This is a genomic window from Micromonospora sp. CA-248212 (assembly GCF_050948405.1).
Taxonomy (GTDB): Bacteria; Actinomycetota; Actinomycetes; order Mycobacteriales; family Micromonosporaceae; genus Micromonospora.
Genome location: NZ_CP192023.1, coordinates 6,702,971 through 6,722,151, shown reverse-complemented (window position 1 = coordinate 6,722,151; position 19,181 = coordinate 6,702,971). Strand labels below are relative to the sequence as shown.

Annotated in this window: 20 protein-coding genes; 12 read left to right on the top strand and 8 right to left on the bottom strand. The window is 72.7% G+C overall.

What is annotated here, in order from left to right:
* Window positions 1–58 precede the first annotated feature (58 nt).
* Window positions 59–778 carry a winged helix-turn-helix transcriptional regulator gene (locus ACQP03_RS31635; RefSeq protein WP_433459440.1) on the bottom strand — a complete coding sequence of 240 codons (720 nt, stop codon included), beginning with the start codon at window positions 776–778 and terminating at the stop codon, window positions 59–61.
* Between the two features lie 241 nt (window positions 779–1,019).
* On the opposite strand from ACQP03_RS31635, the gene ACQP03_RS31630 reads away from it, so the two are divergent.
* The 5 genes from ACQP03_RS31630 to ACQP03_RS31610 all read left to right on the top strand — a co-directional run bounded on the left by ACQP03_RS31630 (window position 1,020) and on the right by ACQP03_RS31610 (window position 4,550).
* Window positions 1,020–2,072, top strand: coding sequence for a hypothetical protein (locus tag ACQP03_RS31630; RefSeq protein WP_357129006.1), 1,053 nt, complete (start codon window positions 1,020–1,022; stop codon window positions 2,070–2,072).
* Window positions 2,073–2,177: 105 nt separating this feature from the next.
* The gene (locus ACQP03_RS31625) at window positions 2,178–2,975 is read left to right on the top strand and encodes an LmeA family phospholipid-binding protein (protein WP_357129009.1); all 798 of its coding nucleotides are present in this window, start codon (window positions 2,178–2,180) and stop codon (window positions 2,973–2,975) included.
* Window positions 2,976–3,091: 116 nt separating this feature from the next.
* Window positions 3,092–3,169 (top strand): Ms5788A family Cys-rich leader peptide, encoded by a 78-nt coding sequence (locus ACQP03_RS31620; protein WP_310503780.1) that lies wholly within the window; start codon window positions 3,092–3,094, stop codon window positions 3,167–3,169.
* Window positions 3,170–3,378: 209 nt separating this feature from the next.
* Window positions 3,379–4,227: a sulfurtransferase gene (locus ACQP03_RS31615; RefSeq protein ID WP_357129012.1), complete on the top strand. Its 849-nt coding sequence runs from the start codon at window positions 3,379–3,381 to the stop codon at window positions 4,225–4,227.
* Window positions 4,228–4,229: 2 nt separating this feature from the next.
* On the top strand, window positions 4,230–4,550 hold the full coding sequence (locus tag ACQP03_RS31610; protein WP_357129015.1) for a DUF1416 domain-containing protein: 321 nt from the start codon (window positions 4,230–4,232) through the stop codon (window positions 4,548–4,550).
* Between the two features lie 67 nt (window positions 4,551–4,617).
* On the opposite strand, the gene ACQP03_RS31605 is transcribed toward ACQP03_RS31610, so the two are convergent.
* The 3 genes from ACQP03_RS31605 to ACQP03_RS31595 form a co-directional block, all read right to left on the bottom strand.
* Complete coding sequence (locus ACQP03_RS31605) at window positions 4,618–5,367, bottom strand: hypothetical protein (protein WP_357172410.1); 750 nt, start codon at window positions 5,365–5,367, stop codon at window positions 4,618–4,620.
* Complete coding sequence (locus tag ACQP03_RS31600) at window positions 5,357–5,542, bottom strand: hypothetical protein (RefSeq protein ID WP_357129021.1); 186 nt, start codon at window positions 5,540–5,542, stop codon at window positions 5,357–5,359. The genes ACQP03_RS31605 and ACQP03_RS31600 overlap by 11 nt, the downstream gene beginning before the upstream one ends.
* 241 nt (window positions 5,543–5,783) lie before the next feature.
* A complete protein-coding gene (locus ACQP03_RS31595; RefSeq protein WP_357172407.1) occupies window positions 5,784–10,169 on the bottom strand; it encodes a S8 family serine peptidase in 4,386 nt (1,461 codons plus the stop codon).
* 151 nt (window positions 10,170–10,320) lie between these two features.
* Between ACQP03_RS31595 and ACQP03_RS31590 the strand changes: the two genes are divergently transcribed.
* A complete protein-coding gene (locus ACQP03_RS31590; RefSeq protein ID WP_357172404.1) occupies window positions 10,321–11,181 on the top strand; it encodes a hypothetical protein in 861 nt (286 codons plus the stop codon).
* Window positions 11,182–11,190: 9 nt separating this feature from the next.
* On the opposite strand, the gene ACQP03_RS31585 is transcribed toward ACQP03_RS31590, so the two are convergent.
* The 3 genes from ACQP03_RS31585 to ACQP03_RS31575 form a co-directional block, all read right to left on the bottom strand.
* Window positions 11,191–13,245: an amylo-alpha-1,6-glucosidase gene (locus ACQP03_RS31585; protein WP_357129029.1), complete on the bottom strand. Its 2,055-nt coding sequence runs from the start codon at window positions 13,243–13,245 to the stop codon at window positions 11,191–11,193.
* Window positions 13,242–13,622: an SCP2 sterol-binding domain-containing protein gene (locus ACQP03_RS31580; protein ID WP_396832437.1), complete on the bottom strand. Its 381-nt coding sequence runs from the start codon at window positions 13,620–13,622 to the stop codon at window positions 13,242–13,244. Before ACQP03_RS31580 ends, ACQP03_RS31585 begins: the two co-directional genes overlap by 4 nt.
* Window positions 13,623–13,693: 71 nt before the next feature.
* Window positions 13,694–14,068 carry a DsrE family protein gene (locus ACQP03_RS31575; RefSeq protein WP_357129035.1) on the bottom strand — a complete coding sequence of 125 codons (375 nt, stop codon included), beginning with the start codon at window positions 14,066–14,068 and terminating at the stop codon, window positions 13,694–13,696.
* A gap of 12 nt (window positions 14,069–14,080) precedes the next feature.
* Here ACQP03_RS31575 and mtfM point away from each other — a divergent pair, with 12 nt between their 5' ends.
* Complete coding sequence (gene mtfM / locus ACQP03_RS31570) at window positions 14,081–14,185, top strand: small membrane protein MtfM (protein WP_267897534.1); 105 nt, start codon at window positions 14,081–14,083, stop codon at window positions 14,183–14,185.
* A 7-nt stretch (window positions 14,186–14,192) separates the two neighbouring features.
* Complete coding sequence (locus tag ACQP03_RS31565) at window positions 14,193–14,783, top strand: FABP family protein (RefSeq protein WP_355050865.1); 591 nt, start codon at window positions 14,193–14,195, stop codon at window positions 14,781–14,783.
* Window positions 14,784–14,787: 4 nt separating this feature from the next.
* On the opposite strand, the gene ACQP03_RS31560 is transcribed toward ACQP03_RS31565, so the two are convergent.
* On the bottom strand, window positions 14,788–15,669 hold the full coding sequence (locus ACQP03_RS31560) for an aminotransferase class IV (RefSeq protein ID WP_357172398.1): 882 nt from the start codon (window positions 15,667–15,669) through the stop codon (window positions 14,788–14,790).
* Window positions 15,670–15,738: 69 nt separating this feature from the next.
* Between ACQP03_RS31560 and ACQP03_RS31555 the strand changes: the two genes are divergently transcribed.
* The 4 genes from ACQP03_RS31555 to ACQP03_RS31540 all read left to right on the top strand — a co-directional run bounded on the left by ACQP03_RS31555 (window position 15,739) and on the right by ACQP03_RS31540 (window position 19,181).
* On the top strand, window positions 15,739–16,167 hold the full coding sequence (locus ACQP03_RS31555) for a Fur family transcriptional regulator (RefSeq protein ID WP_357129042.1): 429 nt from the start codon (window positions 15,739–15,741) through the stop codon (window positions 16,165–16,167).
* On the top strand, window positions 16,164–17,276 hold the full coding sequence (locus ACQP03_RS31550; protein ID WP_357129046.1) for a YgfZ/GcvT domain-containing protein: 1,113 nt from the start codon (window positions 16,164–16,166) through the stop codon (window positions 17,274–17,276). The genes ACQP03_RS31555 and ACQP03_RS31550 overlap by 4 nt, the downstream gene beginning before the upstream one ends.
* Before the next feature lie 23 nt (window positions 17,277–17,299).
* Window positions 17,300–18,127: a 3-keto-5-aminohexanoate cleavage protein gene (locus tag ACQP03_RS31545; protein WP_357172396.1), complete on the top strand. Its 828-nt coding sequence runs from the start codon at window positions 17,300–17,302 to the stop codon at window positions 18,125–18,127.
* Window positions 18,128–18,221: 94 nt separating this feature from the next.
* Window positions 18,222–19,181, top strand: a complete 960-nt coding sequence (locus ACQP03_RS31540) for an asparaginase (protein WP_396832434.1) — start codon at window positions 18,222–18,224, stop codon at window positions 19,179–19,181.

Below are 19,181 nucleotides of genomic sequence, written 5' to 3'. Positions count from 1 at the left end.
GCAGTCAGAATAGGACTGCCAAGCTGCGCAAAAGGGGCATATGGGGAATCGGGCGAAGCTAGACGGGCAACGGCGCGTGCTCCGTCTCCGGCAGCGAACGCGACGGGGGTACGACGAACTTGTAGCCCACCTGGCGGACCGTGCCGATCATCGACTCGTACTCCGAGCCGAGCTTGGCGCGCAGCCGTCGGACGTGCACGTCCACCGTCCGGGTGCCGCCGAAGTAGTCGTATCCCCAGACCTCGCGCAGCAGCTGGTCGCGCGTGAACACCCGGCCCGGGTGCTGGGCCAGGAACTTCAGCAGCTCGAACTCCTTGTAGGTGAGGTCGAGCGGGCGGCCCTTGAGCTTCGCCGCGTACGTGTCCGGGTCGATGGTGAGTTCCCCGGCCCGGATCGAGCCGCCGGCGCCGGCCGTCGCGTTGCTCAGGCGGCCGACCGCGAGCCGCAGCCGGGCCTCCACCTCGGCGGGACCGGCCGAGGCGAGGATGACGTCATCGACGCCCCAGTCCGCGTTCAGCGCGATCAGGCCGGCCTCGGTGACGACCGCGACCAGCGGCACCCCGAGCCCGGTGGCGTGCAACATCCGGGAGGTCGCCCGAGCTTCGCTCAACTCCGACCGGGCGTCCACCAGCACCGCGTCGGGGCTGGGCCCGGCAACAAGGGTGCGGACGTCGCGCGGCGCGGTGCGCACCGAGTGTGGCAGCAGGTCGAGAGCCGGCAACACAGCCGACGGTTCGCCTGCGCGCGCAGTCACCAGCAGCAGGATTTCCACGATCACCTCCGTCCCGGCGGCGCATCGCCGCACGCGACCAGACACACTCGTGAGGGAGTGCGCTGAGAAATTGCGTGGTCCCGGCGTCGCTGACGGGCGGGTAACGCGTTGAGCGTAGCCGATCGCCTCGGCTGCACCGTCAGGCCATTTCCCGTTTGTCTAGCTTGCCCCTGATCGTGGCACAGGTTTTAACGTTACTGAAACCCGCGACCACTGCACCGGGCGGTCGATCTGGCACGATCGGGGCGTGTTTCCCTCCACCTCGCCGGACGCCGGCCGCGACTCGTGGACCGACGGACCCCGTCCGGGTCCGGCCGCTCCGACCCGTGGCCACCCACCCGCGCCGCGCACCGGGCCGGCTGTCGCCGACGGCGAGCGCCGTGGAGGTGGACCGCGCCGGGCCCGCCGCGCCGGTGAGCCGGCCCGTCGTACCGAGGAAGAGACCGACGAGCCGGAGGAGGAGGTCGTCCCTCCGGTCGAGGTGCACCGCCCGCTGGCGCTGACCATCGCCGGCTTCGCCGCGCTGCTCGGCGTGGGCTTGGTGCTCGGCGCGCAGACGTCGGGCCCGGGTCACCGCCTGCCGTTCGCCGTCATCGTCTTCGGCGTCCAACTGCTGTTTGTGCTCGCCTGGACGATGGCCATGCGCCCACCGGCGCTGCTGCTGGTGGGCGGGATCAGCGCCGCCGTCGCCGCGGCCGCCGACGTCGCCGCCGTCCGGAGCGACATCGCCGGCCTGGCGCCGCTGGGCTACCTGGCCGTCGGTGGCTTCCTCGCCGCCGTGCTCGGCCAACTGGTCCGCCGCGTCGACCGGGTCCGGGTCACCGACTCCCTCGGCGCCACCCTGCTCATCGTGGTCGGCGTCGTGGCCTTCGGCACCCTGATCGTGCTCAGCCGCATCCCCGCCGGCACCCAGGCGATCACCGTCTGCCTGACCGCGAGCGGGGTCGCGCTCACCGTCGCCCGGCTCACCGACGCGGTGCTGCCGTGGCCCCGGCTGGCCCCGCAGGTGCCCCGGGGCGCGGCCGGCGTCGTCGGCGGCGCGATGGTGGGCACGCTGGTCAGCGCGCTGCTCGGCGGCTATCTGGTAGCACCCTTCACCCCGACCAGGGCCGCGGTGATCGGCCTGGTCGCGGCCGTCACCGCCGTCCTCACCGACCTCGCGGTGGGGTACGCGGAGGCAGGTCGCCTCATGGCCGGAGAGCCGCCCACCATGTGGGTCGCCCGGCACATGCAGGGGCCGCTCGGCGGGTTCGCCCTGGCTGCGCCCGCCGCGTACGCCATGTGCATGCTCTTCCTCTGAGCCCACGGTTGAGGTCGGTGCCGCTCGGGTACCTACGGGTGCGCCGCGCAGCGGCACCGGTTCGGACGACCCGCCGTGTCGCGGCGGGCGGAGACAGGAGGCGGCGTGGCCCAGGAGTATCCGGTCGACGACCAGCAGCAGGCCCGGCCCCGACGGCGCGGACGCAAGCTGCTCATCGGCCTGGTCGTCCTGCTCCTCGTGGTGGCGGGCCTGCTGGTGGTCGCCGACCGGGTGGCGGTCGGGGTGGCCGAGCGGCTCATCGCCGAACGGGTCAGCCAGGAGATCAGCAACCAGGGCGCGCAGTCCGCGGCGCCCGACGTCGAGGTCGGTGGAATGCCGTTCCTCACGCAGGTGCTCGACGGGCGGTACGAGCGGATCTCCATCTCGCTGCGGGACGTGCAGGCCTCGGTCGACGGTGACGCCGTACGGCTGCCGGTGCTGGACGTCGACGCCCGCAACGTGCGGGCGTCGCTGGACACGCTGCGGACCGGGCAGGGCGACGTCGTGGCCGACACGGTCGACGGCACCGGCACGATCAGCTACGAGAGCCTCGCCGCGCTGCTGAAGCGACCCGGCCTCACCCTCGGCGAGCAGGGCGGCAAGCTGGCCGTCAGCGCCCCGGTCGACATCCTCGGCACGAAGTTCACCGTCGCCGGCACCGCCGACGTCACCGTCGCCAAGAACGGCGCGGTCGCCCTGCGCTTCAACAACCTGGACGCCGCCGGGCTCCCGAACCTGCCGCTGGCCCGCACGATCCTCAGCAACTACGCCAAGAGCATCTCCATCGACGTGCCGCTGCCCGACCTGCCGTTCCAACTCACGGTCCGCAAGGTCCAGCCGCTGCCCGAAGGGCTGGCCGTCACCGCCGACGCGAAGAACGTACCGATCAACTCGGTCAGCTGAGTCGTGCGTCGACAGCCCGGTCCGCTGGGACGCCACAGCGGCCCTGCAGCCGGACGATTCCCGGATGGTGGTCGGCACGGTGGCAGCCCTCCGGATCGCTGGTAGGCTGCCTGACCATGGGGACCCACCTCACCAAACGGCGCGCGGTCGACCTGTGCCGCGTGGCCACCTGCCTGTGTCGCCCTGTCATCTGACGGCGGGGCTGTTTTCGGCCGCCTGACGGCGGCCACCGGCACGCAGGGTCCTCGACCCTTTCCGGTGATCCCACCGAACGCCCGGCAGCGGCGCCGTCGCACGAACCCGTGATCCCGTCCTTCCGCTGGGTCCCGCGCGCGGTGCGACAGTTCAACCCATCGATATTCGCGCGTTGGCTCACCATCCATCCTCACCAGGGAGTGAATCGATGAGTCGCGACACCGCACTCGTCTCGGCCGAGTGGGCCGAGAAGAACCTCGACGCCCCGGGCGTCGTCTTCGTCGAGGTCGACGAAGACACCTCGGCCTACGAGACCGGCCACATCGCCGGCGCTATCAAGGTCGACTGGAAGACCGACCTCCAGGACCCGGTCCGCCGGGACTTCGTCAACAAGGCCCAGTTCGAGGCGCTGCTGTCCGAGCGGGGCATCAGCAACGACGACACCGTGATCCTCTACGGCGGCAACAACAACTGGTTCGCGGCGTACGCCTACTGGTACTTCAAGCTCTACGGCCACCGCGACGTCAAGCTGCTCGACGGTGGTCGCAAGAAGTGGGAGTTGGACGCCCGCCCGCTCGTCACCGAGACGACGCCCCGCCCGGCGACCCAGTACGTCGCGCAGGAGCCGGACACCTCCATCCGGGCCTTCCGCGACGAGGTCGTCGCCGCGATCGGCACCAAGAACCTGGTCGACGTGCGCAGCCCCGACGAGTTCGCTGGCCGGCTGCTGGCCCCCGCCCACCTGCCGCAGGAGCAGGCGCAGCGGGCCGGTCACATCCCGACGGCGATCAGCGTCCCGTGGTCCAAGGCGGCCAACGAGGACGGCACCTTCCGGTCCGACGACGAGCTGCGCAAGATCTACGGCGACGCGGGGCTGGACGACAGCAAGGAGACCATCGCGTACTGCCGGATCGGCGAGCGCTCCTCGCACACCTGGTTCGTGCTGCAGGAGCTGCTCGGTCACCGCAACGTGAAGAACTACGACGGCTCCTGGACCGAGTACGGCTCGCTGGTCGGCGTGCCGGTCGCGCTCGGCGACGAGCCAGGGGAGGCCTGACGATGACCGCTCCCACCGCTGCGGGCTGCGCCGCACCTGACCAGGCCGCGCCCCTGCCGGCCAGCCTGGACCTTGAGAAGGAGACCGTCATCACCGGCGTCGTCCGGTCGGCGGCGGACGAGGTCGTGCCGGGCGCGTACGTCCGGCTGCTCGACTCGACCGGCGAGTTCACCGCCGAGGTGGTCACCTCGGCCGCCGGCCAGTTCCGGTTCTTCGCCGCACCCGGCGCCTGGACGCTGCGGGCGCTGTCCCGGCACGGCAACGGCGACACCGCCGTCACCGCCGGCCGGGGCATCAACGAGGTGTCCGTCACCGTCGCCTGACCCACCGCTCTGATCGACCGGGGCCGGTCATCCTCCTGGGTGGCCGGCCCCGGTCGTCGTGGAGCGGTCAGTAGGCGCGCATCCTGCCCGGGTTGTCGGCTGGTACCGAGTCGGGCGGAGCGATCTTGTAGTCCAGCTCATCGAGTGCCTGCACCGCGACGCCGGGGGCGTCGCGGACCGCGGCGAGCAGTTGTAGCCGGCGCCACTCCTCGCGGCCCTCGTCCACTGCGTCCCGCCATCCGGGCACGGTGTCGACGCAGAACTCCTCCACGACGGCCTGGAGAACGTCCTCGACGCAGGGCCGGAAGCGGTGTCCGCCGAGCGGGAAGTGAAACTTCGCCAGCCGGGGCACTTCGTGCCGTCTTTTGCGCGCCTTGGGGCGTCCTCGTGCCCCGTCCTGCATCACGAAGGCGAACTCGTCGCGGTGGCCGTGTACGTGCAGGTGGGCGCAGGGCACCCCGCTCTGGGCCTCTCGGACGTACTCGTAGCGGAACAGCGGTGCCTTGTCGCCCTTCACGGTGACATGGAGCCAGGACGAATCCGTGGCCAGATGCTTGCCACTCGAATCCAGGCAGCAGTTGAACTTGACCAGCAAATCGAGGCGGTGCCGGTTGTCGATGTACAGGGGGAAGGTGCCGAAGTTGTCCCCCTCGACGATGCCCACCATGACCCGGCCGCCGTTTCGGCCGGGCATCAGCAGTGCCGACAGGCTCTTCTCCGTCCTGACCACCCGGTGCACTCGGGCGGTGATGTCGTCGGCGAAGGCGCTGGCTCTGGCGATGAGATCGGGAGGGACGGCAAGGCCGTCAGTCGTCATCGCCGAGCAGGTAGTCGATAGAGCGAACCATCTCGTAGATGCCGCGTTCGTCGGCTCGAAGCTCGAAGTTGCGCCCCAGGTCGTACAGCGTTTCCTTGGTCATGTGGACGCGTTCCAGGAGACGCTCTCGCCACTCGCGTAGCTCCTGCGGGGTCTTGACGATGGCGGTGCCCATTGCTGGTCCTCTCGCCGCCGACGACGTCGCTGTTGGCGTCACCCTACTGCCTCCCTCCGACGACGCGGACCACCTCGTGGATGCTCGCGTCACTAGTCCACTACCCACCATTCATCGATGGCATTGGCTTTGTGGATGTGTCGGTGTCGGTTAGATGACAGTGTGCCGGGGGAGAGTCCGACAGGACGACCGGTGCGGGGTGACCGGCGGCCTGGTAGCCGCCGGTCACCCGTAGGCACGGTCAGATGCCGGTGGCTCTCGTGCAGGACGAGACCGGGGCGAGGACGACGTCGACGGTCTCGACGAGGCCCGCCCTGATGCGAATGCGCCGCGTCTGCGGTATCCACCCGTCCTTGGCGACGATCACCTCGTAGCGGCCCTTGGGCAGCCACCAGACGTACCGGCCCTGCGGATTCGCGGTCAGGGTCCAGCCGGTCGTCCTGCCCACCCGGTTGACCCGTACCGTCGCCGCGACCCCGACGGTCGCGCCGGTGCAGGTGACCCCGGTGACGCTGCCCTGGATCCGGCCCCAGCTCGCCGGCGGCGAGACGGTCATCCGCGCCGGCACCGCCGGAACCCGGTACGGCGTGTCGGACGCGATACCCAGCTCGCCGGAGTAGGTGCCCGGCTGGGCCACATCGGCGGCGGCCGTGGCACGCATCTTGACGGTGACCGTCCGGGAGGCCCCCGGCGCGAGGGTGAACGTGCCCGGCTTGGTGGTCAGCCAGGGTAGGTCCGCCTCCCCGGCGCACAGCTCCAGGCCGCTGAGCCGTTCGGCGTCCGGGGAGCCGACGAAGGGGGACGGCGAACCGCCGATCCGGTACGCGCCGCAGGCGGCAGCGCCCCGGTACCGACCGGACTGGACGTTGGGCAGGTCGCGCCAACTCCCCGCCACCGGGTCGTACGCGATGGTCCGGTTGGTGACCGTGGTGGACGCCGCCGTGACTCCACCGGCCAGGACCAGGAGGTCACCGGCCGCCGCGTACTGGGCGCCCCAGAGGTCCACCGGCAGGTCGGGCAGGGGATGCCACGCGTCGGCCGCCGGGTCGTACCGGTAGGCGTCGGTGTAGTCGGCGTCGCCGGTGCCACCGGCGCAGTAGACCGCGCTGCCGATCCCGCCGCAGGAGAGCCAGGACACCGGGTGCGGGTACGCCGCGCCGGTGCGGAACGTGCCGGTGGTCGGGTCGAGGACGACGAGCCGGTCCGATTCGGCGCAGTCGTTGTCCTGGCAGCCACCGACCAGGTAGATCTTCCCGCCGGTGACCGCCCCGCCGGCCGCCGCCACGGGGAACGGGTTGCCCGGCCCGGCCAGCGTGCTCCACGTGTCGGTGGCCGGGTCGAACACGTCCACGGAGGCGACGGTGTCGTCGTCGACGCCCCAGCCACCGAGGACGTACAGCTTGCCGCCGACGGCCGCCGCGACCGGCTTCGCCCGGCCGCTCGGCAGGTCGGGCAGCGCCGCCCAGGTGTCCGTGTCGGGGTCGTAGCGCCAGGCCTTGCGCTCCAGCCCGCTGCCGCCACCGCCGCCGACGGAGTACACCTTGCCGTCGAGGGTGGCCGCCGCGTTGTCGTAGACCGCCGCCGGAAGGGTGGCGATACCGGTCCAGGCGTCCTGCGTCCCGGTCCCGGTCCCGGACGCGCCGTACGCGGTGCCCGTACGGGTCTTGCTGATCCCCTTGATCCGCTGCTCCCGCAGGGGCGCTCCGGCTCTGGACGGCGCATCGAACCGCCCGTTGCGCTCCACCAGGTTGACGGCGGCCGGCGCGCTGCCGGTGTTGCGTACCGTCAGCTTCGCGGTCCGGGTGCTGCCGTACGGCTGGGACGACCGGACGGTCGTCGGTGTGACGGTGAGGCGACCGGCCGCCAGCGCGACGTCCAGGCGGCGGACACCGTCGGCCGGCACGCTCGCCGTCTCGGCGGCCACCTGGTACGGCGTCCGGCTGGCGGTGAACCGGTGTGCCCCGGTCAGCCCGGAGAACAGCCAGTAGAAGCCGTCCGGCATCGTCGGGTCGTCCGGCGTCGGCGCCGACCTGCCCCGGTCCTGCGGGCGGTCGGCGCTGACCACGGTGACCCCGTCGAGCGGCGTGTCGGTGTTGCGGTCGGTGGTCACCCCGAGCACCAGCCCGCCCGGGGCGGGTACGCAGTCGCGGTTGACCACCTGCACGTCGTCCACCTGCCACCACCAGGCGAAGCTGCCGTGGAAGCGGAACCGGACCCGTACCGTGGCGGCCCCGGCCGCCGGGTCGAGTGGCACCTCCTCGACGACCGGCCCGCGCCGGCTGGTGGTCTGGTGCCAGACCGTGGTCCAGGTGGCGCCGCCGTCGGTGGAGACGTCCACGTCGGCGGTGTCGCTCACGCCGACCGCCCGCCAGTCGCTGTGGAAACGCAGCACCGGCGCCGGCGTGCCGCGCAGGTCGACGCTCGGGGTCACCAGGTCGGTGTCCTGGGTCCGGCCGGAGCCGAGACGGTCGCTGTCGGCGATGGCGAAGGCGCCGCTGCCGCCGGTGAGGTTGCCCCGCTCGCCCGCGTCGGTGAAGGTCCAGCCGCCGTCGTCGGTGCGGTCCCGTACCGACCAGCCGTCCGGCGTCGCGGCGCTGTCGAAGCTCTCCCGCAGCAGGGGGGTGCCGAAACTGCCGGTGTAGCCGGCCGCCGTGCATCCGGTCTCGACCGGTACGGCGAGGTCGGCCGTCACGGGGTCGCCGCCGGTGACCACGTCCCGGGTGACCGTGCGGTAGCCGGGATAGCGGGCGGTGACGGTGAGCCGGTACGTGGCGTTGCCGGGCACGGTGAACGAGTACCGGCCGGTGGCCGGGTCGGTGAACACCGGTCCACCGGGACGGCCGGTGACCTCGATCCGGGCGTAGAGCGGCCAGCCGTGCCCGGAGGCGTCGGTGACCTGGCCGGCCACGGTGACCGTCGGGTTGGCCGTCAGGGCGAAGTCCCGGGTGACCGCCCCGCCCTCGGTGACGGTGACGGTGGCGCTCTGTCCGGCGTACCCGTAGGCGCTGACGGTGACCGTCGCCTCGCCGGCCGGCACGGTCAGCGCGTACCGGCCGTCCGCGCCGGTGGTGACGCTGCGGGCGCCGTCGCCGACGGTCGCGCCGGCGATCGGGTCGCCGCCGCCGGCCGTGGTGACCGTGCCGGTGATCCGTCCGACGGCGCCGCGCGGCGCGGCCCGCGTCGCCGCGTACGCGTCCAGCCGACCTTCGCCGAACACGTTGTTGTCGGCGGCGGTGCCTCCGCAGGCGGTGGCGTCGACGTCGCGGGCGGTGCGGTCCAGCAGCTCCTCGGTTCCGGCGACGTCGCCCCGGAGGGTCGGCGCGGCCGACCAGAGCAGCGCCACCGTGCCGGAGACGTGCGGCGCGGCCATCGAGGTGCCGTCGTACGCGGCGTAGGAGTCGCCGGGAACACTGGAGCGCACGTTGCTGCCGGGCGCGGCCACGTTCGGCTTGTACGACCGTCCTTCGGTGCCGGCGCCCCGCCCGGAGAAGTCGGAGATGGTGTTCTGCACGTCGTACGAGCCGACGGCGTACGCGTTGGCGTTGTCTCCGGGTGAGCCGGCGCTGCCGCAGGCCGGGCCGTCGTTGCCGGCGGAGAAGACCCCGAAGATGCCGGCAGCGCGCCAGGCCGCGATGGTCTGCTCGAACCACGGGTCGCCGCCGGCGCCGCCCCACGAGTTGTTGACCACGTCGGGGCGCAGGTCGGGGCGGGGGTTCTGCCCGTTCAGGTCGGTCGGGGCCAGCACCCACTGGCCGGCGGCGAGCAGCGAGGCGTCGGTGCAGGAGTCGGTCTCGCAGCCCTTCGCGGCGATCCACTTCGCGCCGGGAGCGACGCCGATCTGGTTGCCCGCGCCGTCGTCGCCGACCATCGTGCCGGTGGTGTGTGTGCCGTGGCCGACGTTGTCGCAGGGCGCGGCGCTGGGGCACCCGCCGGCCGGGTCGTACCAGTTGTGGTCGTGGTTGAAGACGCCACCGCCGAGGTTGCCGCGGTACGCCCCGACCAGCGCCGGGTGGTCGTACTGGACGCCGCTGTCGATCGTGGCGACGACCACGCCGTCGCCCCGGTCGCCGAGTTCGCTCCACACCTGCGGGGCGTTGATGTTGGTGAGCCCCCACTCCGGGCCGTTCGCGTCCGCGTGGCTGCCGGTGGCCGGGGTGGGCCGCAGCAGGGGATAACTGCGGCTCGGCTCGATCCTCGCCACGTCCGGCCGCTTGGCGATCTCGTCGAGCAGCGCGCGATTCCCGGTGACACGGACCGCGTTGGCGATCCAGTACGGGGTGTATGCCGCCTTGCGGTTCCTGAGCAGCGTGCGTAGGCCCTTCTGGGTGCGCGTGGCGGTCGTGGTGAGCAGCCGGTGCACCTCGCGGGCCCGGTCGTCCGGGTCACGCAGCTTGGCGGTCCGCGCCACCGGTGCGGTGCTGCGCAGGTAGACGAGGAAGCTGCCGGTGCCCGTCGCGCCGAGCTGGCGGAGCAGCCGCTGGTCGACGCGGGCGGGCGTGGGCGCGGGTCGGGCGGCGACGGCGGGTTGGGCGGTGAGGGCCAGCAGGGCCGCGACGCATGCCACGGCCGTTCGCCAGCGGACGGATCTCGCATTCGGTGGTGGTTGGAGCACTGTTCCTCCCCACATCGGGTCCCGTTGGGTCCGGGACCTGCTCGGACGGTGCTCAATGCCTAACGATCGGCCGGTGACCTGGCGTTATGCCGGCCGAAAGGCGGGCTGTCGGGTCGTCGACCACTGCCTTTCGAGAGCGGAGGACGGCTCGTGACACCATGGCCGGGTGAGCGGTGCTGTCCAGACGGGTTGGCCCTCGTCGAGCGACCCCGCCCCGCCGGCGCCCGCCCGGCGCGGGCGGCGCTGGCTGCTGGTCGCGACCGTCCTCTGGGCCCTCCTGCTGGCCGGGCTCACCTGGATGTCGGTCCGCGACGACCCACCGACGGTGCGCGAGCAGCGCACCCTCGCCGAGGCCGCTCCGGTGGTCGACAGGGCGGTCGGCGAGCTGGCCCGGGCCGCCGGCACGACCGGGCTGCTGGAGCTGGGACCGGCGCGGGTCAGCGCGGGCTGCCGCGTCACCCCACTCGCCGACGGCGCGCGGCTGCGTCGCGAGATCGCCGTGTTGGCGCCCGCCGACACCGGGCGGGCCGTACTGACCGGCATCGCCGACCGGCTGCCCGCGAGCTGGCGGGCCGGCGTCGGCCCCGGCCTGGACGGTCCGGAACTACGCGCCGACGCCGGAGAGTTCGTCGCCGTCGCGGGGCGGCCGACCGGGGACGGCCGGCTGCGGTTGACCGTCGACACGGGGTGCCGGCCGCCGGGCGCCGGCTACGACCCGCCGCCGGCCACCGCCGTCGGCCCGGAGGCGGCGGCGCTCACGGCCGCCCTGACCGCGCTGGGACGGCCGACCGGCAGCGCGCCGGACCTGGTCACCGCGCCCTGCCCGGACGGCACCCTGGCCCGTACCGCACGGTCCGCCGCCGGTCCCGGCCCGGCCGAGACCAGCGCCCTCGCCGCGCTGGCCGGCGGCACCCCACTGCTGGACAACCCGCCGGTGTACGCGTACCGCGCGGGTGACGTGACCGTGCTGGCCGAACTCGGTCCGGCCGCCGCACGCGTGGCCGCCACCGTCGGCTGCCCCGACTGAGGAGGCGGGTCAGCCGCCCGTGCCTCGATCGTCCGGATCGCGGCTGCGCCCCAACGCGTCGATGTGGCCCCAGCGACCCGGGATGTCCAGCAGCTCCACCCGGCCCATGCCCGGCGGCACGGCCGGGTCGATGATCAGATGTTCACCCTGCGGTTCCAGGCCGAGCATCACGCGTAGCAACAGCAGCGGCGTGCCGCTCGACCAGGCCTGCGGGCTGCACGCGGTGGGGTACTCCACGGGGTAGCCGGTGCGGCTGCGGGTGTAGCCCGCGAACGCCTCCGGCAGCCGCCCGCCGAAGTACTCCGACGCGGCCAGCATGGCGTCGCAGATTCGCCCGGCCTCCTCCCGGTAGCCGTACCGGGTCAACCCCCAGGCGATGATCGAGTTGTCGAACGGCCAGACGGTGCCCACGTGGTAGCCGATGGGGTTGTACCGGCCCTCGCCCTCGGCCAGGGTCCGCACCCCCCAGCCGGAGAAGAGCCGCGGCCCGAGGAGGTGTTCGGCCACCTTGCCGGCCCGTGGCTCGTCCACGATCCCGCTCCACAGCAGGTGCCCGATGTTCGACGTCAGCGCGTCGACCTGCTGACCGTCGGCGTCCAGGGCGAGCGCGTAGTACCCGCGGTCGGCGATCCAGAAGTCGCGGTTGAACCGCTGCTTGAGCTCCGCCGCCTCCCGTTCCAGCCGGTCGGCGTACGCCGGGTCGTCCCAGACCTCGCGGGCGAGCCGGGCGGCGCGGACCTTCGCGTCGTACGCGTAGCCCTGCAACTCGCAGGTGGCCCGGGGGAAGCCGGGCAGCCGGCCGTCGGCGTACGAGATGCCGTCCCAGGAGTCCTTCCAGCACTGGTTCTGCAGGCCGGTCTCCGGGTTGCGGGTGCGGTACGACAGGTAACCGGTGCCGAGCAGGTCGCCGTAGGTGTCGATCCAGTCCAGCGCGGCGCGGACCTGCGGCTCCAACCGCTGGACCAGCGCGGTGTCGCCGGTCCAGCGCTCGTACTCGTCGACCAGGATGACGAACAGCGGGGTGGAGTCGGCCGAGCCGTAGTACGGCGAGTGGGGCTGCTCCTCGAAGCCGGCGGTCTCGCCGTACCGCAGCTCGTGCAGGATCTTGCCCGGCTCCTCGTCCCGGAAGTCGTCCACCCGGTGCCCCTGAAGGCCGCCCAGCATCTGCGCGGTCGGCGGGATCAGCTCCGGCAGGAACGGCAGCACCTGCAACGAGGTGATGATGCTGTCCCGACCGAAGAGGGTCATGAACCACGGCAGCCCGGCGGCGATCAGCCGTACGCCCAGGGCGATCGACTCGTAGCGCAGCGCGGCCAGGTCGTTGAGACTGCGCCGGTACGCCCCGGCCAGCGGCTCGCAGTCGCAGCCGAGCTTCGGCGCCCGGTCGATCAGCTCCCGGTGCTCGGCGCGGATGGCGTCCCCGCCGCGGCCGCCCGCGTACGGCAGGGTCGTGCGGATGTCCTCGCCCCGCGCGCCGAAGACGGTGGTGGAGATGCGCAGCCGGGTCGTCCATTCGCCGTTGCTGTCGACCCGGACGCGGAACGTCATCCCGGCGGGGTCGACCTGTGCCGGTGCCGTGGAGCGGATCCGGGTCTCCCGGTGGAAGGCCTCCCGCCGGTACGTCAGGCGCAGCTCGTTGTCGGTCACCGCGACCGTCGTCCGGCCCACCTTCTGTTGGGCGTGTTTGATCTCGAACAGGTCGGCGAAGTCGCTGCCCATCTCGACCCGGACGATGAAATCGGCCTCCTCGCCGGAGTGGTTGAGGACGGTCAGCTCCTCGTCGAAGCCACCCCCGATCTCGCGGCTGCGGATCACCGACGCCTTGGCGTCCAGGTAGTGGGTGGGTTCGCCGGGCGCGAGGAAGAACGTGGTCCGGTACGACTCACTGGTGTCCACGGAGAGAGCGTGCAACCGCTGCCCGTCGAGGGTGAGCACCCAGCTCGACAGGAAGCGGGTGTCGAACGAGAACAGTCCCGTCGGGAAGTCGAAGGACGGCTCGATGTCCCCACGGTGGTCGGTGACCAGGAAGGTGTTGCCGTCCAGGATGCTGACGAGATCCTTCACGAACGCCGCCCGACTGCCTCGCGGGCGACCTCGCGCGGGTCCCTCGTGCCCGGCGGGTCCGGAAAGAAGCGGCGGAAGGCCAGGAAGAGCACCACGTCGCCGCTGAAGGTGCTCTCGTTGCGCAGCACGGCGGCGAGGGCCTGGGCTTCACCGGCGATCAATCTGTCGAACAGGGCCGAGCTGCTGTACCAGATGGCGTCGGCCGGGCCTCGCTCGCGGGTGGCCCGCACCTCGCCCGGCCGCATCCGGACCAGCCAGTGCTCGGTCTGGTGGTTGATGCCGAGGTCGATCTGGAGGGTTCCGGCGGCCAGGCCGCGCAGGACCCTCGGTGCCCGCGCCGGCAGGGATTCGAAGAACCGCTGGGTCGCCTCGGTCACATCCGAATCGTAGGCAGCGCTTCGGGTTGCCGGGTCGGTATTCGCACTCCGCCATCCGGCTGAGTCAGGGGTCAGTACACGAGTGCCTGCGCGCCCTCGGCCAACGCCTCCTCGACGAAGACCGCGGCGCCCGCGATCCGCACACCGGGCAGTACGTCCTCCGGGCCGATCTCCCGCCGGGCCGCGCACTGGGTGCAGGCGGTCACCCGAGCGCTGGTCAGGATGACGTGCAGCAGCTCGGCCAGCGGCGCGGAGTGCGGCAGCTCGAATTCCTGGGCGCGGCCGGGCAGCGCGAACCAGGTCGACTCCCCGGTCAGCCAGAGCGAGACGTCCACGCCGGCCGCGACCGCCGTGGCGGCGACCGTGAACGCCTGCGCGCACCGCTCCGGGGCGTCCGCACCGGCGGTGACCTTGACGACGAGAGAGCGGGCCATGGGGCCCAGCATAGGATGGTCGGGATGGTTACCGAGATCGGGTTCGTCAGCCTGCTGGTCGCCGGCCTGGGCGCGCTCGCCGGTGGCCTGGTCTATCTGGCGGTAAGGATTTCAAGGGGACGTTGGTGAGCGCACAGTGAGCGACGAGAATCCGCTGCAACCGCCGTGGCTCAACGCGCCGCCGGTCGAGGAGTACCCGTACGAGGAGAGCCACGACCTGCGCGTCGGGCCGAAGCTGCACCCGGCGCTGGACGGCCTGCTGCCGTACATCGGTCTGTGGCGGGGCCGGGGCAAGGGCGGCTTCCCCACCATCGAGGACTTCGACTACGCGCAGGAGATCCGGATCAGCCACGACGGCCGGCCGTTCCTGCACTACGAGTCGCGGGCCTGGATCCTCGACGAGCAGAGCCGGCCCGTCCGCCCGGCCGGGCGTGAGGTCGGCTGGTGGCGGCCGGTGCTGGTGGACGGCCGGGCCACCGACGAGTTGGAGGCCCTGCTGACGACTCCGACCGGTGTCATGGAGCTGCATCTCGGCAAGCGCACCGGCACCCAGGTCGAGTTCGCCACCGACGCGGTGGTGCGGACGGCGACCGCCAAGGAGGTCACCGGGGGTCACCGGCTCTTCGGCATCGTCGAGGGCGCGCTGCTGTACGCACAGGAGATGGCCGCGATGGGTCACCCGCTCAGCCCGCACCTGTCGGCGCGGCTCGTCCGGGTCGGCGGCTGACGGCTCAGTCGACGGGGAAACCCAGCAGTTCGTGCAGGGCGGGGGTACGCGGGCAGGGGTCCCGGCGTACCCCGTCCAGCATCCGCACCTCGGCGAGTCCGCGTACCGAGGAGCTGAACCAGAGCCCGTCGGCGGCGTGCAGCTCCGCCGGCGTCACCATCCGTTCGGCACCGTCCAGGCCCAGCTCGTGCGCGTGGGCGAGCAGCCAGGCGACGGTCGTGCCGGGCAGGATGCCGGTGGTGGCGGCGGGCACCGTGCAGATCGTGTCACCGGTGAGCCACACCACGTTGGCGATCGGCCCCTCCAGGGCGTACCCGTCGGACGAGACCCAGAGCACGTCGTCCACCCCGGCCCGTCGGGCCCAGCGGCGGGCGGCGCTGTTGACCGCGTACGAGGTGGATTTGATGCCCGCCGGTAGCCAGTCCAGCCCGGTACGCGCGTCGGCGGGCACCCCCAGCGGCAGGACGGCCACGGTTATCCCGTTCCGTCGCGCCGCCAGCGACGACGCCGGCACGGCGGTCAGCGTGGCGTAGACGGTCGGCGGACCGCCGGCCTCCGAGCCCCGGGTGCAGACCAGCCGTAACGCGCCCTCCACCTCCGCCGGCCAGCCCACGAGCACGGAGTCGAGCAGATCGGTCAGCGCGTCGGTCGGCGGCAGGTCCAGCTCGACGGCTGCCGCCGCGGTGATCAGCCGGGCCAGGTGCTCGTCGCGGAGCCACGGTCGCCCGTGGCGCAGGTGCATCGACTCGAAGAGGCCGTCGCCGCGCAGGACGCCCAGGTCGTCGCCGCGGAGCACGGGTTCGTCCGCCGGGATCGGGCCCCGACCCAGCACGGCGATCCGCGCGCTCGGCGTGGCCGGGACATTGCCGACGGACGACGTCACCATGACCGTCGAGCGTAGCGGGGGACAACCGCGCGTAGGGAGTCGGCGCGTTCGTCGAACTATGATCGGACGGTGTCCGAATCCTCCCTCGCGGAAATGCTCCGGGCCCGTGGGCTGCGGCTGACGGCGCAACGGCAGCTCGTCCTGCAGGCGGTGCTCGATCTGGGCCACGCCACCCCGGAGCGGGTGCACGCCGCCGTGCGGGAGGTCGCCGCCGGGGTCAACATCACCACCATCTACCGCACGCTGGAGCTGCTGGAACGGCTCGGCCTGGTGACGCACACCCACCTGTCGCACGGTTCGCCCACGTACCACGCGGCGGGTGAGCACCAACACGTCCACCTGGTCTGCCGGGAGTGCGGCGCGATCGACGAGATCGATCCGGAGCTGCTCCGCCCGCTCGCCGACCAGTTGGTCGCGCAGCGGGGCTTCCGGGTGGACATCGGGCACGTGTCACTCTTCGGCGTCTGCGGCCGGTGCGAGAACGGGGACCACAAATGATCGACATCGCGGGCGCGGTGGCCGTCGAGAGCATCGACGAGGCCAGCCGCGATCAGCCGGACCCGGCGCACGTCGCCGCCGGGGTGCGGGGCGTGGCCGCGCACTACGGCGATCCGCTGCGCGAGCAGCGCGTACTTGACACCGAGGTCGGCCTGGTCGACAGGTCGCACCGGGGGATCGTCGCGGTGCCCGGCGAGGAGCGTGCCGGTTGGCTGCACACGATCACCTCGCAGCACCTGTCGACGCTCTCCGCCGGTGAGGGCACCGAACTGCTGGTGCTCTCCCCGCACGGGCACGTCGAGCAGCACGCCCTGGTCGCCGAGGACGGCGAGACCACCTGGCTGGACACCGAGCCGGGAGCGACCGACGGCCTGCTGGCGTACCTGGAGAAGATGCGGTTCTTCAGCAAGGTCGACCCCCGCGACGCCACCGCCGAACGGGCGCTGCTGTCGCTGGTCGGTCCGGCGGCGGCGGAGGCCGTCGGGACGCTCGGCGTGACCGGGCTGGCCGCACCGGACCTGATCCCGGTGCCGGGTCCGAAGTTCGCCGCCGGGGCCGTGCCGCCCCGGGCGGGCATCCGGTACGACGTCCGACCATTGTCGATCGGCGGTTGGGCGCGACGCGGCCTCCTCGGGGTGGACCTGCTGGTGCCCCGCTCGGCGATGGAGCAGGTCGTCGCGGAGCTACGCGGCGCGGGCGTGCCGGTCGCCGGCCTCTGGGCGTACGAGGCGATCCGGGTGGCCGCCCGGCAGCCCCGGGTGGGGGTGGACACCGACCACCGGACGATCCCGGCCGAGGTGGACCTGATCGGCCCGGCCGTGCACCTGGACAAGGGCTGCTACCGGGGTCAGGAGACGGTCGCCCGCGTGCACAACCTGGGCCGGCCACCCCGCCGCCTGGTGCTGCTGCACCTCGACGGGGTGACCACCGACCAGCCGCCGACCGCCGGTACGCCGGTGACCCTCGACGGACGGGCGGTGGGTTTCGTCGGCACCGCCGTGCTGCACCACGAACTGGGTCAGGTCGCGCTCGCCGTCCTGAAGCGGAACGTCCCGGACGACGCCGCTCTGATGATCGGTGAGACCGCGGCGGCGATCGACCCGTCCTGACCGGCACGTCTAGGATCGCCGGCATGACGACAGGGACGTTGATCACGGTGGCCCCGACGGGCGCGGAGTCGGCCAAGGCGGAGGTGCCGGCACTGCCGGTGACGCTGGACGAGCTGCTGCGCACCGCCAAGGAGTGCGAGGCGCTCGGCGCCGCCGTGATCCACGTCCACATCCGCGACGACGAGGCCCGGCCGACCCTAGACCCGGCCCGCCTGGCCGAGACGGTGGCGGCGCTGCGCGAGAACACCGACCTGATCGTGCAGCTCTCGTCCGGCGGCGCGGTGACCGACCCGGAGGCGTCCCGGCTCGCCGTGCTCGACGCCCGTCCCGACATGGCCTCCTGCACCATGGGCACGGTCAACTTCGGCGACGACGTCTTCCTCAACCGTTGGGAGTTCATCGTCGACCTGCACACCCGGATGCAGGAGCGCGGGATCGTGCCGGAGTACGAGATCTTCGACCTCGGTCACCTGTCCGCGTTGCAGCGGCTGCTCGGCAGGTACGGGCTGCCGGCGGGCGGGCACGTACACGTCGACTTCGTCATGGGGGTGCCGGGCGGCATGCCGGGCACCACCGAGACGCTCGTCGCCGCCCACCGGATGCTGCGGGACCTGCCCGAGGGCACCACGTTCTCGGCCACCGGCATCGGCCGCAGCACCATTGCGGTGCTGCTGGCCTCGCTCTCGACGGGCGGGCACCTGCGGGTCGGCATGGAGGACACGGTGACGTACGCCAAGGGTCGTCCGGTCGAGTCCAACATGCAGCTGGTCGCCCGCGCGGTCGGCTTCGCCCAACTCGCCCAGCGGCCGCCGCTGAGCACCACCGAGGCTCGCGCGCTGCTCGGGCTGTAAGGCCACGGGCTTCCCCCGCCCCTGTCACCCGCGCGGTTGACGACCTGGTCACCCCGCCGACGGGCGGCCCGATCCCCTGGGTACCGTCCAGCACGTGGGAAAGACGTACGAGGGCGGCGTGCCGCTCGCCGAGGTGGTCCGGTCCGGGTTCGTGGAGGGTGGGCACCGCGGTTCGGTGGTGGTGCTGGACGCGACCGGGGCGACCCTGGCCGCCGCCGGGGACGTGACCGCGCCGATCTTTCCGCGCTCGGCCAGCAAGCCGATGCAGACGATCGGGATGCTCCGCGCCGGCCTTGCGCTCAGCGACCCGGCCGACCTGGCGCTGGTGTCGGCGAGCCACGCGGGGGAGGACTTCCACCTGGCCCGGGTCGGCGCGCTGCTCGACCGGGCCGGGTTGGACGCCTCGGCGCTGCACTGCCCGCCCGACCTGCCGGCGGGCGTGGCGGCCCGGGAGGCGGTGCTACGCGCCGGGGGTGGGCCGAGCCGGGTCCAGATGAACTGCTCCGGCAAGCACAGCGGGATGCTGCTGACCTGCGGGGCCGCCGGCTGGCCCCGGGACGGCTACTGGCGGCCGGAGCACCCGTTGCAGCAGCGGTTGCGGGCGACCGTCGAGGAGTTCACCGGCGAGCCGACCGCGGCGGTGGGCGTGGACGGCTGCGGCGCACCGGTACTCGCGGTGTCGCTGACCGGCCTGGCCGGGGCGTACCTCCGGCTCGTCGACGCCGAGCCCGGCTCGGCGCCGCGCCGGGTGGCCGACGCGATGCGGGCCCACCCGGAGATCGTGGGCGGTACCCAGGCCGACGACACCCGGCTGATGCGCGGTGTTCCGGGCCTCCTGGCCAAGATCGGCGCCGAGGGTGTGTTCGCGGTCGGACTGCCGGGCGTCGGCGCGGTGGCCCTCAAGATCGACGACGGGGCCGACCGGGCGCGCATGCCGGTCCTGGTCTCGGCGCTGCGGCGGCTCGGCGTGGACGCTCCCGTGCTGACCGAGTACGCCGAGGTGCCGCTCTTCGGCGGCGGCGTCCCGGTAGGCGCAATCCGCCCCCTCTGGTAA

Excerpts from the sequence above, each read along its gene's own strand:
- ACQP03_RS31595 (WP_357172407.1), bottom strand. The coding sequence starts at position 10,169 with ATGTGGGGAGGAACAGTGCTCCAACCACCACCGAATGCGAGATCCGTC.
- ACQP03_RS31560 (WP_357172398.1), bottom strand. The coding sequence starts at position 15,669 with ATGGTGACGTCGTCCGTCGGCAATGTCCCGGCCACGCCGAGCGCGCGG.
- ACQP03_RS31620 (WP_310503780.1), top strand. The coding sequence starts at position 3,092 with ATGGGGACCCACCTCACCAAACGGCGCGCGGTCGACCTGTGCCGCGTG.
- ACQP03_RS31545 (WP_357172396.1), top strand. The coding sequence starts at position 17,300 with ATGACGACAGGGACGTTGATCACGGTGGCCCCGACGGGCGCGGAGTCG.
- ACQP03_RS31575 (WP_357129035.1), bottom strand. The coding sequence starts at position 14,068 with ATGCTGGGCCCCATGGCCCGCTCTCTCGTCGTCAAGGTCACCGCCGGT.
- ACQP03_RS31615 (WP_357129012.1), top strand. The coding sequence starts at position 3,379 with ATGAGTCGCGACACCGCACTCGTCTCGGCCGAGTGGGCCGAGAAGAAC.
- ACQP03_RS31610 (WP_357129015.1), top strand. The coding sequence starts at position 4,230 with ATGACCGCTCCCACCGCTGCGGGCTGCGCCGCACCTGACCAGGCCGCG.
- mtfM (WP_267897534.1), top strand. The coding sequence starts at position 14,081 with ATGGTTACCGAGATCGGGTTCGTCAGCCTGCTGGTCGCCGGCCTGGGC.
- ACQP03_RS31550 (WP_357129046.1), top strand. The coding sequence starts at position 16,164 with ATGATCGACATCGCGGGCGCGGTGGCCGTCGAGAGCATCGACGAGGCC.
- ACQP03_RS31600 (WP_357129021.1), bottom strand. The coding sequence starts at position 5,542 with ATGGGCACCGCCATCGTCAAGACCCCGCAGGAGCTACGCGAGTGGCGA.
- ACQP03_RS31605 (WP_357172410.1), bottom strand. The coding sequence starts at position 5,367 with ATGACGACTGACGGCCTTGCCGTCCCTCCCGATCTCATCGCCAGAGCC.